The organism is Acinetobacter sp. YH12063 (genome assembly GCF_013419715.1).
Taxonomy (GTDB): domain Bacteria; phylum Pseudomonadota; class Gammaproteobacteria; order Pseudomonadales; family Moraxellaceae; genus Acinetobacter; species Acinetobacter amyesii.
Window position 1 is genome coordinate 322,539 of record NZ_VOZO01000002.1, and the last position, 17,736, is coordinate 340,274.

The 17,736-nt window shown below is 42.8% G+C and carries 13 protein-coding genes; 6 read left to right on the forward strand and 7 right to left on the reverse strand.

The features are described 5' to 3' along the window. Positions 1-8: 8 nt before the first annotated feature. Both mscL and typA read right to left on the reverse strand, forming a co-directional pair. Positions 9-440, reverse strand: coding sequence for a large conductance mechanosensitive channel protein MscL (gene mscL, locus FTU12_RS04450; RefSeq protein ID WP_078192339.1), 432 nt, complete (start codon positions 438-440; stop codon positions 9-11). A 290-nt stretch (positions 441-730) separates the two neighbouring features. Next, positions 731-2,566 carry a translational GTPase TypA gene (gene typA, locus FTU12_RS04455; protein ID WP_111884800.1) on the reverse strand — a complete coding sequence of 612 codons (1,836 nt, stop codon included), beginning with the start codon at positions 2,564-2,566 and terminating at the stop codon, positions 731-733. A 173-nt stretch (positions 2,567-2,739) separates the two neighbouring features. Here typA and FTU12_RS04460 point away from each other — a divergent pair, with 173 nt between their 5' ends. The 3 genes from FTU12_RS04460 to FTU12_RS04470 all read left to right on the forward strand — a co-directional run bounded on the left by FTU12_RS04460 (position 2,740) and on the right by FTU12_RS04470 (position 6,674). Further along, positions 2,740-4,110: a uracil-xanthine permease family protein gene (locus FTU12_RS04460; RefSeq protein WP_078191151.1), complete on the forward strand. Its 1,371-nt coding sequence runs from the start codon at positions 2,740-2,742 to the stop codon at positions 4,108-4,110. A 66-nt stretch (positions 4,111-4,176) separates the two neighbouring features. Beyond that, positions 4,177-5,211 carry a methyltransferase gene (locus tag FTU12_RS04465; RefSeq protein ID WP_180055569.1) on the forward strand — a complete coding sequence of 345 codons (1,035 nt, stop codon included), beginning with the start codon at positions 4,177-4,179 and terminating at the stop codon, positions 5,209-5,211. After that, positions 5,211-6,674: an amino acid permease gene (locus FTU12_RS04470; RefSeq protein WP_180021403.1), complete on the forward strand. Its 1,464-nt coding sequence runs from the start codon at positions 5,211-5,213 to the stop codon at positions 6,672-6,674. Before FTU12_RS04465 ends, FTU12_RS04470 begins: the two co-directional genes overlap by 1 nt. A gap of 242 nt (positions 6,675-6,916) precedes the next feature. Here the strand turns inward: FTU12_RS04470 and ligA are convergent, their stop codons facing one another. The 5 genes from ligA to FTU12_RS04495 form a co-directional block, all read right to left on the reverse strand. Continuing rightward, complete coding sequence (gene ligA / locus FTU12_RS04475) at positions 6,917-8,950, reverse strand: NAD-dependent DNA ligase LigA (RefSeq protein ID WP_180113824.1); 2,034 nt, start codon at positions 8,948-8,950, stop codon at positions 6,917-6,919. Between the two features lie 98 nt (positions 8,951-9,048). Beyond that, positions 9,049-10,101 (reverse strand): cell division protein ZipA C-terminal FtsZ-binding domain-containing protein, encoded by a 1,053-nt coding sequence (locus tag FTU12_RS04480; RefSeq protein ID WP_180113825.1) that lies wholly within the window; start codon positions 10,099-10,101, stop codon positions 9,049-9,051. Position 10,102: 1 nt separating this feature from the next. Beyond that, positions 10,103-13,552: a chromosome segregation protein SMC gene (gene smc, locus FTU12_RS04485; protein WP_180113826.1), complete on the reverse strand. Its 3,450-nt coding sequence runs from the start codon at positions 13,550-13,552 to the stop codon at positions 10,103-10,105. Positions 13,553-13,562: 10 nt separating this feature from the next. Then, entirely contained in the window at positions 13,563-14,258 is a 696-nt protein-coding gene (locus FTU12_RS04490; RefSeq protein ID WP_078191157.1) for a GntR family transcriptional regulator, read from the reverse strand. Between the two features lie 147 nt (positions 14,259-14,405). Continuing rightward, the gene (locus tag FTU12_RS04495; protein WP_180113827.1) at positions 14,406-15,218 is read right to left on the reverse strand and encodes a sulfite exporter TauE/SafE family protein; all 813 of its coding nucleotides are present in this window, start codon (positions 15,216-15,218) and stop codon (positions 14,406-14,408) included. Between the two features lie 29 nt (positions 15,219-15,247). On the opposite strand from FTU12_RS04495, the gene FTU12_RS04500 reads away from it, so the two are divergent. The 3 genes from FTU12_RS04500 (at position 15,248) to FTU12_RS04510 (ending at position 17,658) form a co-directional block, all read left to right on the forward strand. Beyond that, positions 15,248-16,003 (forward strand): biotin--[acetyl-CoA-carboxylase] ligase, encoded by a 756-nt coding sequence (locus FTU12_RS04500; RefSeq protein WP_180113828.1) that lies wholly within the window; start codon positions 15,248-15,250, stop codon positions 16,001-16,003. A gap of 22 nt (positions 16,004-16,025) precedes the next feature. Further along, positions 16,026-16,754, forward strand: coding sequence for a type III pantothenate kinase (locus FTU12_RS04505; RefSeq protein ID WP_180113829.1), 729 nt, complete (start codon positions 16,026-16,028; stop codon positions 16,752-16,754). A 226-nt stretch (positions 16,755-16,980) separates the two neighbouring features. Beyond that, entirely contained in the window at positions 16,981-17,658 is a 678-nt protein-coding gene (locus FTU12_RS04510; RefSeq protein WP_180113830.1) for a hypothetical protein, read from the forward strand. The last annotated feature ends 78 nt before the right edge of the window (positions 17,659-17,736 follow it).

Here is a 17,736-nt window from a genome sequence, read left to right on the forward strand (position 1 = left end):
CTAAAGGATTAACCTTTACGTTTTAATTCATCACGAATTTCACGAAGTAATTCGATATCTTCTGGAGTCGCCTCTGGAGCTGGCTCTTCAACTTTTTGACGGCGCAATTTGTTCATCAATTTCACTAACCAGAATACGACCCATGCCAAAAGCAAGAAGTTGATTAAGATGGTTAGGAAGTTACCGTAAGCCAGCACATTAAGGCCTGCATCTTGTGCTGCTTTTAGCGTGGTTAAATTGTTTGGGTTATCGCCCAATACTAAGAACCAATTTGAATAATCAACGTCACCACCAAGGATCCAAGAAATAAAAGGCATGATAATGTCTTTTACCATGGAATCGATGATTTTACCGAAAGCACCACCAATGATGACACCTACAGCCAAGTCCATCACGTTGCCTTTTACGGCAAATTCTCTAAATTCTTGAATAATACTCATGTGATCTCCAGAAATTTTTTCAGCTTTAATTTTGTGACGAAGTATACATTATGTCTGTATAACTATTTCCACCTAATTTACTTGGTTTTTATTGGATTCTAAATGCCATGTATAAAAATTCACACAAAACATTTTTGATTTTGGTAATACATTCTATTAAAAAGGATTTATCAAAATTATACATGTCGAATTAAATGAATAAAGTCATTCAATTTTTGCATTTTTATTCAAAACACCCATGCATAAAAAAACCGCTAACCTAAGTCAGCGGTTTTTTTGAAACTGTAAAATTAACCGTTACGGTTACGTTTACGTTCGTTTTCAGTCAACCAGCGTTTACGGATACGGATTGACTTAGGTGTTACTTCAACTAATTCGTCGTCTTCAATGAATTCAAGCGCTTGTTCAAGCGTAAATTCAATGTGCGGAACAAGAGTCAACGCATCATCAGTACCAGAAGCACGTACGTTAGTTAGCTGTTTCGCTTTAGTTGGGTTAACAGTCATGTCGTCTGAACGTGAGTTAATACCAACGATCATACCTTCATAAACTTCTAACTGAGGTTTAGCGAATAGACGGCCACGGTCTTGTAAGCTGAATAGTGCATAGCCCAAGCAAGTACCTTGAACCATAGAAATCAACACACCATTTTGACGTTTCGCAACAGTACCTTGTTTCATAGGACCGTAGTGCGAGAAGCTAGAAGTCATGATACCTGTACCTGAAGTCATAGTTAAGAATTCAGAACGGAAACCAATTAAGCCACGAGAAGGAACAGTTGCTTCAATACGGATACGGCCTTTACCGTCAACTTCCATATTGGTCATTTCACCTTTACGGTGACCCATTTGTTCCATTACAGCGCCTTGGTGCTGCTCTTCAACGTCAAACGTTACGTTTTCGTATGGCTCTTGTTTTTCACCATCAATTTCTTTGATGATTACTTGTGGACGTGATACGCCCATTTCGAAGCCTTCACGACGCATGTTTTCAATAAGAACTGAAAGGTGAAGCTCACCACGACCAGATACTTTGAAACGGTCAGGACTGTCAGTATCTTCAACACGTAATGCTACGTTGTGAATCAATTCACGATCTAGACGTTCACGGATATTACGTGAAGTTACGAATTTACCTTCTTTACCAGCAAACGGTGAGTTGTTTACTTGGAAAGTCATCGATACTGTAGGTTCGTCTACAGAAAGTGCAGGTAAAGCTTCAACTGCTTTTGGATCACAGATTGTGTCAGAGATATGAAGTTCATCAATACCCGTTACACAAACAATGTCACCAGCAGAAGCTGATTCAACATCGATACGCTCTAAACCATGGTAACCCATGATTTTTAAGATACGACCGTTACGTGTTTTACCGTCTTTGTCGATTACAGTTACAGGAGTGTTTAATTTCACTGAACCACGTTGAATACGACCAACACCGATAACACCTACGAAGCTGTTATAGTCAAGTGAAGACACTTGCATTTGGAATGGACCATCAACGTCAACCGCTGGTGGTTCAACGATGTCTACAATTGTTTCGAACAATGGAGTCATGTCTTCAGCAAGTTCTTCTGGAGATGGACCAGCCACACCACGAAGACCTGAAGCATATACGACTGGGAAGTCTAACTGTTCGTCAGAACCACCAAGGTTGTCGAACAAATCGAATACTTGGTCAATTACCCAGTCTGGACGAGCGTTTGGCTTGTCGACTTTGTTAATAATTACGATTGGTTTCAAACCACGTGCGAACGCTTTTTGCGTTACAAAACGAGTTTGTGGCATTGGGCCTTCTTGAGAGTCAACAAGAAGAAGTACGCAGTCAACCATTGACATTACACGTTCTACTTCACCACCGAAGTCGGCGTGTCCCGGGGTATCCACGATATTGATACGGTATTCAGTGTTAGTACGCTTGTCTAACCATTTGATTGCAGTGTTTTTTGCAAGAATGGTAATACCACGTTCACTTTCAATAGCGCCAGAATCCATTACACGTTCGATCTCGCCTGCGCGATCGCCAAGAGCACCTGATTGCTGTAAAAGTTTGTCTACAAGAGTAGTTTTACCATGGTCGACGTGCGCGATGATGGCAATGTTACGGAGAGTTTTAATATCTGACATGTGAATTCGATACGCCTAAAGTTTGAGGGCAAATTATACAGAAAAAATATAGATTTTAGTAGTGACAGTTTATTGACAATCGCATTTTTTTTGACGACTGGTACGCTTTTGGTTTTGTAAAGCTGTGTAAACAGATTAGAATAGCGCCACCTAGCCTTAATTTTCAGTGCCGCATGTCTGATTTAAACCAATCTCCCGAAGCAAAAGATCAACTCGATTTAGTCTATGGATTGAATGATCGACCAAAACCTTTTATTGCTTTTCTCGCTGCGTTCCAACATTTATTGGCCATTATTGTCCCGATTGTGACGCCGGGTTTGCTGATCTGTTTAGCACTTGGTGTATCAAAAGAAGACACCAATATGATTCTTTCGATGTCATTGGTGATCTCTGGTATCGCAACCTTTTTACAATGTAAAAAAGTCGGTCCATTTGGTGCAGGTCTACTGATTGTACAAGGAACCAGCTTTAACTTTATTGGTCCTATTATCGGTATTGGTTCTGCAATGGTTGCGGCAGGTACACCTGTAGAAGCAGTGATGGCATCTATCTTTGGTGTGGTGATCGCGGGTTCATTCATTGAAATGGGCGTATCACGGATCTTACCGTGGGTGAAAAAACTGATCACTCCATTGGTAACAGGTATCGTGGTGTTATTGATTGGTCTGACTTTAATTAAAGAAGGCCTGATCAGCATGGGTGGTGGTTATCAAGCCATGGGCGATAAAACATTTGCCAATGCAGACAACCTCATCATGTCTTGTACCGTTTTGGCACTTATCATTTTACTGAACCGTGTACGTATTACATGGGTAAAGAGTTCTGCCATCCTGATTGCCTTAGTCGTGGGTTACATCCTTGCAGGCTTTATGGGTCATTTAAACTTTGATGGTTTAAAAGATGCGCCACTGGTTCAAATTCCAACACCGATGCACTTTGGCTTAAGCTTCTCTTGGAGCTTGTTCATTCCAATGGCATTTATCTACCTTGTGACATCCTTGGAAGCGATTGGTGATATTACCGCGACTTCTAAGCTTTCAAATCAAGCTGTAGATGGTCCTGAATGGATGAAGCGTATTAAAGGTGGTGTATTGGTGAATGGTGCAAACTCATTCCTTGCCGGTATCTTTAACACGTTCCCAAGTTCTGTATTTGCGCAAAACAACGGTGTCATTCAGTTAACAGGTGTTGCAAGCCGCTATGTGGGCATTTGGATTGCTGCCCTTTTGGTTATTTTAGGCTTACTTCCTGCTGTAGCAGGTGTCATTCAAGCGGTTCCACAAGCCGTGCTTGGTGGTGCTGTGATGGTAATGTTTGGTGCTGTAGCAGCCTCGGGTATCAATATCTTGTCAGGCATTCATTTAGACCGCCGCGCACTATTAATCATTGCGATTTCATTGGCATTGGGTCTAGGTGTTGCACAAGTACCACAAATCCTTGAACATCTTCCTGAATTGTTCCGTAATATCTTCAGTTCAGGCGTTGCCACTGGTGGTATCGCTGCCCTTATTTTGAATATTGTTCTTCCTGAAGTGAAGAAGTAAGTTCATTTGTCAAAGAACACTGCCTAGGTTCCGCCCTAGGCAGTGTTTTTTATGATGGAGAAATCTATGGATCTCACAAGTGAAGTCGTTATACGACAGATCGATTTATTACAAGATCGCGTGCTTTTCGTAAATGCACCGACAGATGACTTACTCAGTCAATTGAATGACAATATTAAGCCATCGATTTGGTGCTGGAATTTTAATGATTTTCAGTACTTTCAAAATCAACAGTCAAACGTCCATTTTGGTGTCGATTTTCCTGAAGGTCAGTTTGATCAAGCGGTTATTTTTGTTCCGAAATCAAAAGAACTGCTGAATTATTTATTACACAATGTCGCAAGTCATCTTGCTCAAGGTGCGTCTATTTTCCTCGTGGGTGAGAAAAAAGGCGGTGTTGAACGCGCAGCAAAACAATTACAACCCTTTGGTAAAACCCTAAAAATTGATAGTGCGCGTCACTGTCAAATGTGGCAAACCCTCTTAGAAAAAACTGTAACACTCAAGCCACTACAAGATTGGGTGCAAAAATATCCAGTTGAGACTCCAAATGGTGAGCTTACGATTTGCGCACTGCCGGGCGTATTTAGCCAGAACCGTTTAGATGTGGGTACGGCTACCTTATTGCCTTATTTATCACAAGTCACTTCGGGCAAAATTGCTGATTTCGGCTGTGGTGCGGGTGTCATCAGTGCTTATTTAGCCAAACTGAATCCTAAAAATCGTATCTTTGCCATGGATGTAGATGCTTTTGCACTGGCTTCTACACAAATGACATTTGAACAAAATTTGCTTGAACCTGAACAACTTGAGATTAAAGCGGTCACAGGAATCGAGGATGCACCACTATTTTTACATGCCGTAGTCAGCAATCCACCCTTCCATCAAGGGATTCAAACCGACTACAATGCCAGTGAAAATCTATGCAAAACTTCGCGCAGACATTTGAAGTCTGGGGGTGAGCTTTGGATTGTTGCCAACCGATTCCTCAATTATCCGACTTTAATTGAGCAGCATTATGGTCAATGTACAATCAAAGCCGACCAACAAGGATTTAAAGTCTTGTTTGCGAGCACGCAAAAAAATCTTAAGGAACAATGATGAGCGAAACTCAAAAACCAGCTCAGCTTCAGCGTAAGTTGGGTGCTCGCCATCTCAACATGATTGCAATTGGTGGATCAATTGGTACAGGTTTATTCCTTGCCTCAGGTGCAACCATTGCCAATGCAGGCCCGGGTGGCGCCCTGCTTGCATACTGCTTAATTGGTATCATGATTTACTTCTTGATGACCAGTCTAGGTGAGCTTGCAACACATAATCCAACTTCGGGTGCATTCTTTACCTACGGCACAAAGTATGTCGAGGGTGGTTTCGGCTTCGCTTTGGGTTGGAACTATTGGTACAACTGGGCGATTACCGTGGCATTTGAATTGGTTGCAGTCCAATTCATTATGAAATTCTGGTTTCCAGATATTCCGGGCTTTTACTGGAGTGCGATTTTCCTCGCAATCGTCTTTGCCATTAATGCGCTGACCGTAAAAGGCTTCGGTGAATCCGAATTCTTCTTCTCGCTTGTTAAAGTGCTCGCAATTGTTGCCTTTATCATTATCGGCCTGTTTATGATTGGCAAAATCATGCTGACACCGGGCGTAGAAACATTTGCCAACTGGACCAAGGGTGAAGCCCCATTTGTCGGCGGTTTATCTGCCTTGATTGGTGTGGCCATGATTGCCGGTTTCTCTTTCCAAGGGACTGAAATGGTTGGTGTGGCTGCAGGTGAATCGAAAGATCCTGAAAAGACCATTCCTATTGCCATCAAGCAAATTTTCTGGCGTATCTTGTTGTTTTATATCGTGTGTATTTTCATTATCGGCACTCTCATTGCCTATGATGACCCACGTTTATTACAAGCAGCATCTACTGAAAATATTGCACTATCACCATTTACCTTACTGTATGAAAAAGCAGGTTTTGCTTTTGCTGCATCGGTGATGAATGCGGTGATCTTGACTGCGATTTTATCAGCGGGTAACTCTGGTATGTACTCCTCTACCCGTATGCTGTTTGATATGGCACGTAAAGGCAGTGCGCCGAAAGTCTTTGGTCGCTTAGATGCACGTGGCGTACCGATGAATGCGCTTTATGCAACTACAGCGATCGCAGCACTGTGCTTCTTAACCACATTTATCGGTGAACAAGCGGTATTTAACTGGTTACTGAACATGTCAGGTATGTGTGGCTTTATTGTGTGGCTCGGTATTGCAGTTTCACATTATCGCTTCCGTAAAGGCTACTTGGCTCAGGGCAATAAATTGGAAGACCTTGCTTACCGTGCAAAATTCTTCCCATTTGCACCGTGGTTTGCCTTTATTTTGTGTGCCATCGTGGTCCTTGGTCAGAACTATCAAGCCGTTTTAGATGGTGAATGGTTAGCCGTTGTTTCTACCTATATTGGTATTTTCTTATTCCTTGCCATTTGGTTCGGTTATAAATGGAAACACAAAACTAAGTTGGTTTCATATCAAGAAATGGATGTAAAACCAATGAAAGTTGATCAAGAATAATGTGATCACTGAATAAAAAAAGCAGCATCAGAGCTGCTTTTTTTATGGTTAAAATTGTGTCTCAATGCATTCATGCTTTAACAAAATGCTTAGTGAGTGCCTTTAAAGAATGCTGTCGGATCTATCACCAACAACTGATACGCTCACTCAATTATGTTAAGCACCAAAAATAAAAACGCCCAATGCAATGCATCAGGCGTTTGTTCAAAAGTCACAACCTTTTCAGGTTTGATTTTCAATACTTAAGAAGCATTATGTTGTTGTACAAAGGCAATGAACTCGTCTTCGCTCATCACAGGAACACCCAGCTTTTCAGCCTTTTCTAATTTAGAACCTGCCTTTTCACCCGCAACCACACATTTGGTTTTACCCGAAACACTACCACTGACACGTGCGCCTAAGGCTTGTAGCATTTGCGTCGCTTCATCACGACCCATGGTGCTCAGAGTCCCTGTAATCACCCAACTCTCGCCATTCAGTGGCTGACGACTTGGTGCAACGGGTGCATCCCAATGAATCCCTGCTGCCAACAAACGATCAACCACTTCGAGGTTATGCGGCACTTGGAAAAAGTCGACAATCCATTCTGCGGTAATATCACCAACGTCTGGCGTTTTTTTCAAGGATTCGAGATCTGCATGACGAATCGCATCAAAAGTTTGGAAAGTATTCGCGAGCATGCGTGCCGTGGTTTCACCCACGCCTCGAATGCCGAGTGCATAAATAAATGCACCTAGCGTCGTTTTCTTACTATTTTCAATGGAGTCAATGAGGTTTTGAACCGACTTCTCACCCATTTTTTCAATGGTCAGTAATTTTTCACGATGCTCATGCAAGCTATAAATATCAGCAACATCTTTGAGTAAATCCAAATGTAAAAGTGATTCCGCCCAACGGTCACCTAAGCCCTCAATGTCCATAGCTTTACGCGATACAAAGTGACGAATCGCCTCAATACGCTGTGCAGCACAGTACAAACCACCTGAACAACGTGCCAAGGCTTCACCTTCTGGCATCACGACAGGAGATGCACAGACTGGGCAACATGCAGGTAACTGAACTTCTACCGTATCTACAGGGCGGAATTCAGGCCATACTTTTTCCACTTTTGGAATCACATCACCACTACGGTATACACTGACCGTGTCACCCACACGTACATCTAAACGATGAATTTCACCAATATTATGTAGGGTGACATTGGAAACTGTTACCCCACCGACTGCCACAGGGTTTAAACGCGCGACTGGGGTCAAAGTCCCTGTACGCCCCACTTGCCAATCAATATTTTCAACCGTCGTGAGCGCTGCGACTGCAGGGAATTTATATGCCGTTGCCCAGCGCGGTTCACGACTTAAAAAACCCAGTGTTTGCTGTTGCTTCAGGCTGTTTACCTTAATCACCATGCCATCAATTTCAACACTCAGGCTTGGACGATCAATAATCATTTGCTCATACGCAGCTTGTACGTCCTGAATGCTGTCACAAATAAAGTGACGTTCACCGACAGCAAAACCAAACTGTGTCAGCCATTCTAAGCTAGCAGACATGGTGGTTTGACCATGATGTGGTTCGCACTGTGCAATGCCATAGGCATAAAAAGCCAAAGGACGTGAAGCCGCAATTGCAGGGTCGAGTTGACGTAAGCTTCCTGCTGCTGCATTTCGTGGATTGGCAAAGGTTTTTTCACCATTGGCTTCGTTTTCAGCATTGAGCTTTTCAAAGCCTGACTTTGGCATCAGGACTTCACCACGAACTTCAAGCAGACTTGGAATATTGGTCTGTGTAGAAGTCAGTACTTTAGGCAAATTACGAATGGTTTTTACATTTTGGGTAATATCTTCCCCTGTTTCACCATCGCCCCGTGTCACACCACGGATCAAAATACCATTTTCATACCAAAGAGAAATCGCCAGCCCATCAAATTTTAATTCGACATCATATTCAATTTTTTGATTCGGTAAGCGCTCTTCTACGCGGCGTGCAAAGCCAAATAAATCTTCTGCATTAAATACATTACCCAATGACAACATGGGTACTGCATGTGTCACCGACTCAAATTTGGAGAGCGCTTTACCACCCACTTTATTGGTCGGGCTATCGGGTTGAGTTAGCTCAGGATATTGCTCTTCAAGCGCTTTTAATTGGTGAAAAAGTTGATCATATTCACTGTCCTCAATTTCTGGCGTGTCCATGACATAGTAGGCATGGTTATGCTTCGCCAAGAGTTGAATCAGTTGTCGCATCTGTGCAACGACAGTGGATTGTTGTGTCATACATTCACCATAAAAAAGGGCGGTTCATACTCCGCCCTCAAATTTCATTATCTGTTGCTATTATAGAAACCCACTCGGTGAGTTTCAATCAAAGACGCTTAGACTTCGATGGCTTGACCTTGACGATAATCAATCGCTTGATGACGCCAATGTTCACGCATCTGCGGTGTAAATTCTTGGTTATTTTGATCATACACAGTACCGTCAATTTCACGTGCAATTAGACGTGAAATGCTGTCCATAGTATCAAAGGCATTTTGTACATCGCTGTGTGGAAGCGCCAAGAAGAAGGCCAAACCTTTTACTTCTTCAGTCGATAAAGTTTCAAGATCAAAACCTTGCGCAGCGCCATCATTATTCATTTGTAATACAGAGAATAATAACTTTGTCCCTTCTTCATCATAGCGATGGAAACAGGCCATTTCGCCAAAACGCAGACCGTACTTCAGCAACACTTTTAATGCTTTTTCACCTGACAAGGCACGGCTATCCGGGAACACATTTAAGGCGATATAAGTTTCCGCAGTTGCTAAAGCACTTTCTTCATCAACAATTTTTTGTTCATGTAAATGAGCATCCAAAATACTGCTTTCTTCATCAAAATCGCTAATTTCAGCTTTTTCAATTGCACTATTTACACTAAATTCTGGTGCTTTTTCTGCAGGAACAGCGTCAGCCTGAACATTCGTCGCAGGAGTCGCTGCGTGATTGGCATCGGTGGCTACAGTTGCAACCGTTGCAGATTCTGTTGTTTCTGTAGACAATGTATTGTCTTCTGTTGCAGTTTGAGCTTTTTCAACTGAAACGGGATCCGTCGTAGTCGTCTCAGTCTTTGCCGTAGCCTCAACGCTCTGCTCTGCTTGTTCCGTTGCCGTTGCTTCTGGAGTTACATTCGCTTGAACAGCTTCAGTCGTTTCAACCGCTGTGACTTTTTCCTCAGCCAAAGTCGGCTCTACACGTTGCGTGGTTTCAGGTGTATTTAACTGATTTCGTACATGGCGCGGAATAACAGGTTGCTGACTATCAGGGTCAATATGTAATTCGGTGTCGAGTGATGGCGCTGCATCCGCAGGTTTACGAAACATCATTCGAATACCCACAACCATGATAATTACAGCGATTACAATCCCAGCTATAGTGGTGATTTCCATGTTATGCCTCCGCAGCTAAACCGTATTCTTTGGCTTGCTCTATATTCACAGTCACTAATTTTGAAGTTCCTGGTTCTGGCATGGTCACACCAAGTAAGTCAGTTGCCATTGTCATAGCCAGTTTATTGTGTGTAATGTAGATAAATTGCACTTGTTCTGAAAGCTCTTTTACAAGATTACAAAATCTTCCTACATTTGCATCGTCTAAAGGTGCATCGACTTCGTCTAAAACGCAAAATGGTGCAGGATTTAGGCGGAAAATCGCAAAAACCAAAGCCAATGCGGTCAGTGCCTTTTCACCACCTGACAATAATGCTAAAGAGCTATTTCGTTTACCCGGTGGTCGTGCCATCAGTTTTACACCCGATTGCCAACCATCTTCAAGGCTTAAACTTGCTTCACCACCATTAAATACTTTCGGAAACAACTCTTGAAGTTCTGCATTGACCTTATCAAAGGTGGTCATAAACAACTTTCGCGTTTCCTGATCAATGCTTTTCATCGCAGCTTGCAGTTGTTCAACGGTCTTTTGCAAGTCATCAATTTGGTGGCTTAAATCATCAAAGCGTTTAGAAACTTCAGTATATTCTTCTGCCGCAGCTAAGTTGACTGCGCCCAATTTATCAAACTGCTGCTGTGCTTTTTCGAGTTTTTGCTGATGGGATATCACATCAATGCTTAAGCCCGTCAGCATTTCGCTGTTCATTTCTTTCAGCTGTTCAGAATAATGCTGCAAATCAGACTGCGCGGATTGCCAAGCCAAACGCTTTTCTTCCAATTGCGTACGCAATTTTTCATCTTGCTGTTGATGTGAATGGCGTTGTTCCGTCAATGTCTGCTGTTTGCTCTGCACGTTATTCAGTTCAAGCTGCCAGTCATTCCAGGTTTTTTGTAAACGTTCAGTGACTTGGGCTTGCTCTGAATACTGTGACTCAAGCGCAGGCAATTCTAACTGTACCGGATCGACAAATTTCTTTGCCTGCTCCATCTGTCCAATAATTTGCTGAGTTTGCGCTTTCAAAAAGACCGTGTCTTTTTCTAATAATTCAATCTGTTGTTTCGTCTGTACAGACTGGCGACGCACGATTTCCAATTCTTGCTGACTGTGTAATGCCACTTGTTGAGCACTTTCCAGCGCTAGACTCAATTCTTCAACTTGGAATTGCAAGGTTTTATAATTGGGCAAGGCTTGCTCAAGCTTCATTGTCAGCGCATGCAGATCAATTTCCAAATCGTCTTTTTGCATGGCATCTTCTTCGAGCTGCGCTTCAAGTTGCTGCAATTGATCTTCTAACTGCTGCTTTTGTAATGCAAATGCCTGATTGGAACTTTGTACCTTCGCAATGGCAACATCAGCATTTTGAATGTCTTTTTGCCAAGTTTTTAATTGACTGTGTTGCTGTTGCAGGTTTTGCTGTAAAGCCTGCATGGCATTTTGCAACTCAGGCAATTGGCCTTCTAGTTGTGTCAGTTTAGGCTGCTGCTCTGCAAGTAATTCAGTCAATTCATCTAAGCGAATACGATGGCTCAATGCACCTTGGCCTGCTTGGCTGTCCTCGTCATAGTCCAAACCAATCACCCAATCCGCACCGACATGATAACCATCGAGCGTGAGTATTGACTGACCTGCGGCCAGTTTAGCCTGATGGCTCAATGCCACCGCCAATGTTTCAGCAATCGCGACCTGCTGCCAGATCGAAAGTTGTGGTGCTTCAATCCACCTCGCCAAAGCGTCTAATCCAACGATTTGTACTGCTGTGTGGTGATTGCCTTTGACCTGACGTGCAATACTGTCTTGAAAATTATCACTGTGTCCTAAGACTTGGGCACTCAGCCATTTAGACAAAAATTTCTCGACCAGTTGTGCATGCTGTTTACCTTGTGTGCTCAACTGCAACTGCTGCATTAAATGTTGACGCTGACTTTGCTGCTTTGGACTAGCTTTAATCATCAATTGATTTAGGTTTTTTTGCTCTGACAACAACACCTGTATTTCTGACTTTAGCTGCAGCACCATATTTTTATGCTGTGCCTGCTGTTCTTGTGCAGCTGCAAGCTGTGTCTGCGTTTCGGCAATCACCTGCTCTTGTTGCGTAATTTGTTGTTCGAGCTGCTGCTTATCTTGCTGATACTGCTCCAACTCATCTTGCTGCGCCTGATGCTGAATTTGACCTCGTTGCTGTTGCAGGGTCTCACGTTGTTGCTCAATACGACCAATATTTTTGGTCAATTGTTCACTCTGCGCCAACATCTGTAGCTTTTGCTGTTGCTGCTTTTCGACTTGCCCACGGCATTGTTCAAATTGTTGAACTGCTTGTTGATGCTGAGCTTTCAAATCGGCCAATTGTTGAGTCTGATCTTGACTACTGCTTTCTTGACGCTGTAATTGTTCAACAAATCCATCTTGCTGTTCTTGCAGCGTTTCCAGTTGTAACTCCAATAACTGTAAACGTTCTTTGGTTTGAGCTTTTTGCTTTTCAAGCTCCACCAAACTTGCCGAATTTTGTGCAAATAAACCCTGTTTTTGCTCCAGCGTCATTTTCAACTCAGACAGTTTCTTTTCCGCCTGTTGCCATTCGCTTTGTAATGGCGTGGACTGTTGAATAAGCCGTTGAAATAAAGCACTGGTGGAAGATAAGTCATGTTCTAAGGTATTCAGCTCAGAACGCACCAGTTTGAAAGTTTCCCCAAGCTCATTCATATGAAGCGTGTATTCTTGCTGTAAACGCATACTTTGTTCACATTGGAAAGACAGCACTTCAATTTTAATCGTGCGAATTTGGGTTTCTAATTCTTTGTATTGCACCGCCGTTTCAGACTGACGTTTTAAGGTTTTCAGCTGAGACTTTAGTTCGGATGCAATGTCTTCGAGACGTTCTAAGTTTTGAGTGGTGTGTTCTAGATGCTGTAAAGTTTCACGACGACGAGCTTGATAGCGAGAAACCCCAGCGGCTTCTTCAATATACACACGCATTTCTTCAGGTTTGGCATCGACCAAACGGTTGATCATGCCCTGTTCAATAATCGCATACGAACGTGGACCTAAACCGGTACCTAAGAAAATATCGGTAATATCACGACGGCGGCATTTGGTGCCGTTGAGGAAATATTCGGATTTACCATCACGATTGACCTGACGACGAACTGCTAGTTCAGTATAGGCATTATAAGCGCCACCTAACTTGCCATAGGTATTATCAAAACGCAGTTCAACACTCGCCATCCCGACTGGTTTACGCTTTGCCGTTCCGGTAAAAATAACATCTTGCATGGTGCCACCACGCAATTGACGGGCACTGGATTCACCCATAACCCAACGAATGGCATCAATCACATTGGATTTACCACAGCCGTTCGGTCCAACAACCGCACTACGGTTGCCTTCAAATTTTAGAGTTGTGCTATCGGCAAAAGATTTGAAGCCGGAAAGTTTTAAACTGCTTAAACGCATAATGTCCTGATCAGCGGCGTGAACGTCTCGCCCACGCTAATTCGATTTGTTTCATCCGTGTTAGTGATTCCAACACAAGGTTGCGTAAGTGTCGACAAAAATCTTCCATAAATAAAGTGGCTTGATGTGATTTTCTGATTAAAACTGCATCAGTCACCAATTTAAACAAATCAAAAGATTCTTGTAGTTCACGTCGTGAAATATTCAGTGTCAGAAAATAACTGCGTCTGAGTGATGGCAACAATTCTTGGTAATAACGCATCAGGTAGGTATTTCCCACCATTTCATGCTGACGAGCCATGCCTTGAAAAATCAGATCATAAAACTTTTCAGTATTGCCTTGGCGAGTTTCTACATCTAATTGTTCAAGTAATAACTGAATACGCTCAGCTTCATGGCTACGCCACGTTTCCGCCATACGATGCACAATTTGGCCCAACAATAATGCTGCAATATCAAATAATGAGCGCACTTGTAAAGCCGACATTTCAGAGACTAAGGCGCCACGTCGTGGGTAGATTTCAATGAGCTGAGTCCGTTCTAAAATCAATAAAGCTTCACGAACAGAGCCACGGCTCACATCCAATTCGGCCGCGATTCTGAGTTCCTGAATACGCTCGCCTTCAACCAACTCACCGCGAATGATTTGTTCACCGATGTGTTTGGCAATTTGTTCTGACAAACTGTCCGCTTCTTGTTGTTGCATACTGTTCCTATCTTTTTTTTATAAGATGCAATGTTCAGATTTACACTCAATCTATTTGCATTAGAAACGATAAGCAACCTAATTGAACATGACATTGTCTGACAATCTTGTGTCAACAAAGCCAATTTTGTCAGTCAAAACGGACAATCATGCGCCAAAGGCTTGCATACCTTGGTAAATAAAATAGCAGCCGACTGTTGTTAATAAACAGGCAAAACAACGCTTTAGCATAAATGGCGACAACATATGAGCCACTTTCGCACCCAATTTCGCAGTGATGAAGCTCATTACACTAATCCCGATAAATGCATAAATATGGATATAACCAATGGTATTGGGAACCACGATATCGGCTTGATGACCAAACCACATAAAGCCGAGGGCCCCAGCAATCGCAATTGGTAAACCACATGCAGCAGAGGTTGCGACCGCTTTTTGCATAATGACGCCATTTTTATTCAAATATGGGACGGTTAAGCTGCCACCACCAATTCCAAAGATCGCAGAGGCAATCCCAATACCACCCCCTGCTGCCATTTGCATGGTTTGTGAGGGTAAATGTTTATTCGGATCGACTGGTGTTGCTGCACCGCGAAACATTTTAAAGGCCACCCAGACCGCAAAAAAGCCAATTAACAGTTGCAAACCCTGCCCTGATAAATAATCTGCAATGCCTGCACCGAGAAATGAACCGATCACCAAACCCGGTGCCAAATTCCAAAAGACATTCCACAGCACGGCACCTTTTTTATGATGCGCCGAAACCGAACTGAGTGAGGTGACAATAATCGTGGCTAAAGATGTGCCCACTGCCATGTGCATAATCACACTGGGATCATACTGAAGTTGGGTAAAGACGATGAATAAAATCGGCACAATAATCAGGCCACCGCCAACACCAAATAGCCCCGCAGCAAAACCAGCGATTGCACCGATCAGTAAATATATGATTAACTCCATCAATATTATTCCACAACTCTCAGATTCAAATGGATTTAGAGACCAGACACTTACAGCAATTGCTGAGCACAGTACCTCAACCGCCTGAAGTTTTATTACTGAAGCCCATAACAACATCGACCAATGACGATGTCCGTGAGATTGCCAAAAAAGGCATTCAACATGTTTTGGTATGCAGTGAAGAGCAAACTCAGGGGCGTGGGCAACGCGATCATCAATGGGTCTCACCCGTTGGTAATATCTATTTAAGCACATTGCTGAATTTACAGACAGCGATAGATGGACGGCTTGCACTCGAAATTGCCTTAAATATCTTGCAAATGCCAAGTTTGCAAAATCTCGCATTACAAGTGAAATGGCCCAATGACCTATATAGCCCACAAGGCAAATGGGGCGGGATTTTGATTGAACCAATTTCGCCACATCAAGCGATTGTCGGCGTGGGCATGAACTTATTTCCGATTCCATCCACAGGAATTGAGCAACGCGCAACGTCGTTATCTGAACTCGGACTTCACTCGCCAAACCGTTTACAGTTAATCGCTGAACTCTATGCAGCGATTCAACTTGCAGGTGAATGGTTCGATCATAACTGCTATAACCTCGCTGCACGATTCAACCATTATGCTGCATTTATGCAACAGCCCGTTGAGCTTGAACACCTGCAAGGCAAAAGCCAAGGTCTCTTTCTCGGTATTGAAAATGATGGTTCGATCAACATCCAAACTTCGCAGCGCTTAGAAAATCATTTCCAAGGTCGCTTACGTTTAGCAGATCAATCATAAACAGGATTGCAAAGGCCTACTGATGAAAAAATTATGGCTCGATGTCGGTAATACCCGGCTGAAATACTGGATTACCGAACATGATCAAATTATAGAGCATACTGCGGAACTGCATTTACAGTCGCCTGCCGAACTCCTACTCGGTTTGATCCAGCACTTTAAAAGCTTGGACTTAGATCAGGTCGGGATTTCTTCAGTACTCGACAAGAAAAATAATGATCGGATTCAAAAAATTCTTAAATTTTTAGCGGTTCCTGTCACCATTGCCAAAGTTCATGCCGAATATGCGGGCTTACGCTGTGCTTATGAAGACACCAGTAAATTCGGGATCGACCGTTGGCTGCAAATGCTCGCAGTGGTCAAAGACCCTACTCAAAAATACTGTGTCATTAGTTGTGGAACGGCACTCACCATTGACTTAACGGATGGCTTACAACATTTAGGCGGTTATATTTTGCCAAATTTGTATTTGCAACGTGATTCGCTCATCCAAAACACCAAAGGCATTAAAATTCCAGATGCCACCTTTAACGAGCTGTCTCCTGGTAAAAATACCATCGACGCTGTTCATCATGGCATATTGCTCAGTTTGGTCAGCACCATTGAAAAGGTGCTTGATAAATATCCCAGTCGCTTAATTTTAACTGGGGGCGATGCTGCGCTATTTGCACGCTATTTAGAACAATATCAGCCAGCTGTCGAAGCAGATTTACTGCTTCGAGGCCTACAAAGTTATGTAAATGGTGTGTAATTTAGCTATTTATTTGATAGCAAACTGTGAAAGCGTGATGGCCAATGGTGATCACGCTTTTTTATTGAGGGTCATTTCATATAAGCGTGGTTACAAATTGTATCGCGATTCATGACCTTTTTTCGTCCAAGGAATTACAATAGCCTGCGATGATCGACAGATACATCAGCAACTTTATAATTTAAAAATGTCTTTCAAGATAGAATATAAGACGAAGAGTATAGATATGAAATTTAAAAATTTACTGGGTTTAAGCCTGCTCGCCTCTACATTATTCTTCGGCGGTTGTACCACGACACAAAATCTAGCCAACTCTAAAATCCCTGCCGAAATCAAATCACAGCTCAGCACCTCTGAAGCAGTTTTGGGCTATTTTGGAGATGAAGATAATCCTGATTACTGCGGCTGCGTATCATATATTGACTCAAGCTATTACATGACTCCAGTCAAAGACGGATATTACCGTGTACTTTTAGGTCGTAATGCCACAGGTGATTTTTTAGTTCAAGATTTTTACCAAGAAACCAAAACCCCTCAATCCTCACCTGCTTGGGTCAAAGATCCGATGAAATTATTTAGTTTCAGTGGCAGTGACATCGAAGGTCCGGTAACGCTTTATCGTAAAAACGGCAAAGTAGAATCTACCTTTGTAAACCAAGATGGCGTGAGCATCCAAGGCGAAGAATTTTATCCAACAGGACAACGTGGCGCAGCGTATAAAGTCGATGAAAATGGTAATGACGCCTATCGCTTATGGTATGCCTCAGGAAAAATTGCGGCTGAATATGTGGTCGATACCGACGGTGAATATGTTGGTGGCTATAAAGCTTGGCAGGAAGATGGTCGTGAAGCCAATGACGACATTGACGACATTCGTGAACGTGTTGCTTTAGAACTCGACTGATCTTTCAACAGTTCGAACAAACAAAAAGGCGCAGATTGCGCCTTTTTTTATCTTCAATTGCACCTATTGCATGATCAA